This window comes from Gilliamella sp. Bif1-4 (assembly GCF_001690535.1).
Taxonomy (GTDB): Bacteria; Pseudomonadota; Gammaproteobacteria; order Enterobacterales; family Orbaceae; genus Gilliamella; species Gilliamella bombi.
The window spans coordinates 1-3,583 of sequence record NZ_LZHC01000066.1 but is presented as its reverse complement, the minus strand read 5'-3'; the positions used below and the strand labels follow the sequence as shown (position 1 = coordinate 3,583).

Below are 3,583 nucleotides of genomic sequence, written 5' to 3'. Positions count from 1 at the left end.
GTCTATGTAGCGACTGGTTTGCCTAGCAATCACTTTTCGTCCATATAAATCGATAATCACCGACAAATATAACCAACCTTCACCCGTTTTAATATAAGTAATATCGGTTACCCATGTTTTATTAGGCTTATCAGGATTAAATTGCCTATCTAACGTGTTGGGCGCAATATTGTGATGAGCCTTGTCTGTTTTATGCTTGAATTTACGTGCTGCTTTACTCCGTAATCCCAATTGTTGCAAAACACGGCTAATTGTCCTTTCTGAAACTTGATAGCCTGCTTCTCTTGCATCATGAAGCAGGCTTGGCGCACCCAAACGGGCTTTATGTTGCCAATACTGCTTTTGGATATACTCGCTGAGTTTAACTGATTTGTTTGCTCTTTTTAACCAAGCATAATAACCCGATGAACTGACACCAAGTAATGAGCATATCCTAGTAACGGGATAGCAGGTTAAATGATTTTTCATATAAGCGTACTTCATCGACTTGGATTGTTGATGAAGTACACATGCGCCTTTTTTAGTATATCATTAGCCATTTTCAGTTCTTTAATCTCTTTTTCTAACGCCATAATCCGCTGTTGCTCAGCGGTTAACTCTCGACGGCTGGTTTTATTCGGGGAAAGTTGCCTAATCCATTTATCTAGGGTTGATTTACCCACACCTAGATGATTGGCAAGTTCGCTGATAGAAAGGTGTGCATTAGATAACGCATAATCCACTGATTGTTGTTTGAATTCGATATTAAATTTTTTGACCATGATATTTGTCTCCTATGATTTTTGTTTATACCATAGAGGCAACTTTTGTCCACTTTTTTGGCGAGGATCAGGTTATCGTTGATTTAGTAGAGCAAGCTTTTGATGAGTTACAAGAGTACGGGTTAATGGAGGAGAAAAACAATGGCTAATATCTCACTGGACGCAATGAATACTATCAATACAAAACTAGGACAAGCCAACGCTATCACCATGCTTTTAATGGTGGATTGTGATTCGGATATGCCAATTAATGATGAGTTACGCGCCTATGCCCTTGATGCTGTATCAGACTTGATTAACGATTCTAAAAAGCTATTTAGAAGCGAAACCGAGCGCAAGGAGGCAAAGAATGAAAGAGTTTGATTTTGTCCATAACGATGACGGCACTATTACCGCATTAAGGCTTAAAAATGGCAAATATGTAGCACTATTTTCTTTTGGCAAGGATGAAATCCCTAACTTACTCGCCGATGTCACCAAGCGACTACCGCCCGAAGTTAGGCGATACATGACACAAATTAAGGGGGTAAATCATGGATAATCAGCAAGAAGTAACAGCAATTCATCATAGTATCGTTGATTCTACCATGGCGATTATAGCAGGCTTATTTTTAATTGAGCAGATTAATAAAAACGGTGCCAAGGTGTTTATTCATGAGGGTATCAAGATTGATATTGACAAAGATTTAATTGTTTTAGGGTTAAAAGTTAGCCTTGAAGAATGTTTGATTGAAGACTTTGGCGAAAGTGAGGGGTTAAACCGCACCTATGGGCTATTAAAAAAGATGTACGCCGAAAGTGACGATAAACCTATGACACTAACGCAATTCGGGCAAGAAATGCTTGCAACGTTATTTATTGATTTAGCCGAAGATATCAAAGCTGAATCTAGCGCGATAATTCATTAAGGGGGATGTAATGAAAATCAATGAAATTACAGCCCAAGCCGTAGGTAAATGGGATTATATCTTTCAATCATTAGGTATTGAAGTGGGTAATGGCAAGCATTGCCCCTGCCCTGTCTGTGGCGGTAAAGATAGATTTAGATTTGATAACCAAAATGGTAGAGGTACTTACATTTGTAACCAGTGTGGTAGTGGTGACGGCTTAGAGCTTATCAAAAACTATTATCAATGCGACGCTAAAGAAGCATCGAGTAAAGTAGTGGAGTGTTTAAATCTGTCTAATCCGAATAACCAAATACGGGAAAATCTCGCATTTAGAAAAATAGATTCTGAACCATTACATAATGATAACATACCAGATAATCCCGTATGTAAAAAGGTCGAGTATTTGCTATCTAAAGCAACATTAGGGCAATCTCAATACCTGACCAAGAAAGGGTTAACCTTTGATTTACCCTTGTTAGATAACGGGCGCATTTTTGTGCCCATGCTGAATCTTCATAATGAATACGCAGGTGGCCAATTTATCGAACCTGACGGCAGTAAGCACTTAATGAGAGGCTCAAATAAGAAAAGTGCTTTTATATTAGTGCGCTCAATATTGAGTAGACCTGCCGAGGTGTGCGCAAATTTGCTCGCACACAATGAAATTATTATCTGTGAGGGTTTAGCTACAGGGATATCGATAGCGGAATTCCGCCAACAATCTATGGTTATATCAGCAATGGATGCAGGCAATCTTATTCATGTGGCTAAGTCTATTCGTGAACTGAATCCAACCGCTAAAATCATTATTGCTGGTGATAACGATATTGGCCAAAGCCCAAATACGGGCTTAGCTAAAGCAATAGAAGCGTCTCAAGCGGTAAATGGTTATTACTCCATTCCTGATACAGATTATAAATGTGATTGGGATGATTATAGGCAACAATTTGGGAGTGATAACGCTTTGGCTCATTTTAATAAAAACCTCATAAAACCAGAGTTACCCACAGTGACAAAACTTAACATGCAAACCGAGTTATCAAGTATGAACCTATCGCAAATGGCATCAAGCCAACGCGCCGAACTGCTCAATCAATATTATGATCCTCGCCAAAAAAGTGGACAAAAGTTGCCTCTATGGTATAAACAAAAATCATAGGAGACAAATATCATGGTCAAAAAATTTAATATCGAATTCAAACAACAATCAGTGGATTATGCGTTATCTAATGCACACCTTTCTATCAGCGAACTTGCCAATCATCTAGGTGTGGGTAAATCAACCCTAGATAAATGGATTAGGCAACTTTCCCCGAATAAAACCAGCCGTCGAGAGTTAACCGCTGAGCAACAGCGGATTATGGCGTTAGAAAAAGAGATTAAAGAACTGAAAATGGCTAATGATATACTAAAAAAGGCGCATGTGTACTTCATCAACAATCCAAGTCGATGAAGTACGCTTATATGAAAAATCATTTAACCTGCTATCCCGTTACTAGGATATGCTCATTACTTGGTGTCAGTTCATCGGGTTATTATGCTTGGTTAAAAAGAGCAAACAAATCAGTTAAACTCAGCGAGTATATCCAAAAGCAGTATTGGCAACATAAAGCCCGTTTGGGTGCGCCAAGCCTGCTTCATGATGCAAGAGAAGCAGGCTATCAAGTTTCAGAAAGGACAATTAGCCGTGTTTTGCAACAATTGGGATTACGGAGTAAAGCAGCACGTAAATTCAAGCATAAAACAGACAAGGCTCATCACAATATTGCGCCCAACACGTTAGATAGGCAATTTAATCCTGATAAACCTAATAAAACATGGGTAACCGATATTACTTATATTAAAACGGGTGAAGGTTGGTTATATTTGTCGGTGATTATCGATTTATATGGACGAAAAGTGATTGCTAGGCAAACCAGTCGCTACATAGAC

8 protein-coding genes are annotated in these 3,583 nt (G+C 38.8%); 6 read left to right on the top strand and 2 right to left on the bottom strand.

The window, feature by feature from the left end; genetic code table 11:
• Positions 1–483, bottom strand: a 483-nt coding sequence (locus A9G25_RS11355; RefSeq protein ID WP_141674942.1) for a DDE-type integrase/transposase/recombinase, incomplete at its 3' end; no start/stop codon positions are given.
• Complete coding sequence (locus A9G25_RS11350) at positions 480–761, bottom strand: IS3 family transposase (protein ID WP_065625218.1); 282 nt, start codon at positions 759–761, stop codon at positions 480–482. The genes A9G25_RS11355 and A9G25_RS11350, both read right to left, overlap by 4 nt.
• A 141-nt stretch (positions 762–902) precedes the next feature.
• On the opposite strand from A9G25_RS11350, the gene A9G25_RS11345 reads away from it, so the two are divergent.
• From A9G25_RS11345 to A9G25_RS11320, 6 genes are all read left to right on the top strand, one after another.
• Complete coding sequence (locus A9G25_RS11345) at positions 903–1,124, top strand: hypothetical protein (RefSeq protein ID WP_065627011.1); 222 nt, start codon at positions 903–905, stop codon at positions 1,122–1,124.
• Positions 1,111–1,302: a hypothetical protein gene (locus tag A9G25_RS11340; protein WP_065627010.1), complete on the top strand. Its 192-nt coding sequence runs from the start codon at positions 1,111–1,113 to the stop codon at positions 1,300–1,302. The genes A9G25_RS11345 and A9G25_RS11340 overlap by 14 nt, the downstream gene beginning before the upstream one ends.
• Entirely contained in the window at positions 1,295–1,669 is a 375-nt protein-coding gene (locus A9G25_RS11335) for a hypothetical protein (protein WP_065627009.1), read from the top strand. The genes A9G25_RS11340 and A9G25_RS11335 overlap by 8 nt, the downstream gene beginning before the upstream one ends.
• 10 nt (positions 1,670–1,679) lie before the next feature.
• Complete coding sequence (locus A9G25_RS11330) at positions 1,680–2,810, top strand: primase-helicase zinc-binding domain-containing protein (RefSeq protein ID WP_065627008.1); 1,131 nt, start codon at positions 1,680–1,682, stop codon at positions 2,808–2,810.
• A 12-nt stretch (positions 2,811–2,822) separates the two neighbouring features.
• Entirely contained in the window at positions 2,823–3,104 is a 282-nt protein-coding gene (locus tag A9G25_RS11325; RefSeq protein ID WP_065625218.1) for an IS3 family transposase, read from the top strand.
• On the top strand, positions 3,101–3,583 hold a 483-nt coding region (locus A9G25_RS11320; protein ID WP_141674942.1), incomplete at its 3' end, for a DDE-type integrase/transposase/recombinase. The genes A9G25_RS11325 and A9G25_RS11320, both read left to right, overlap by 4 nt.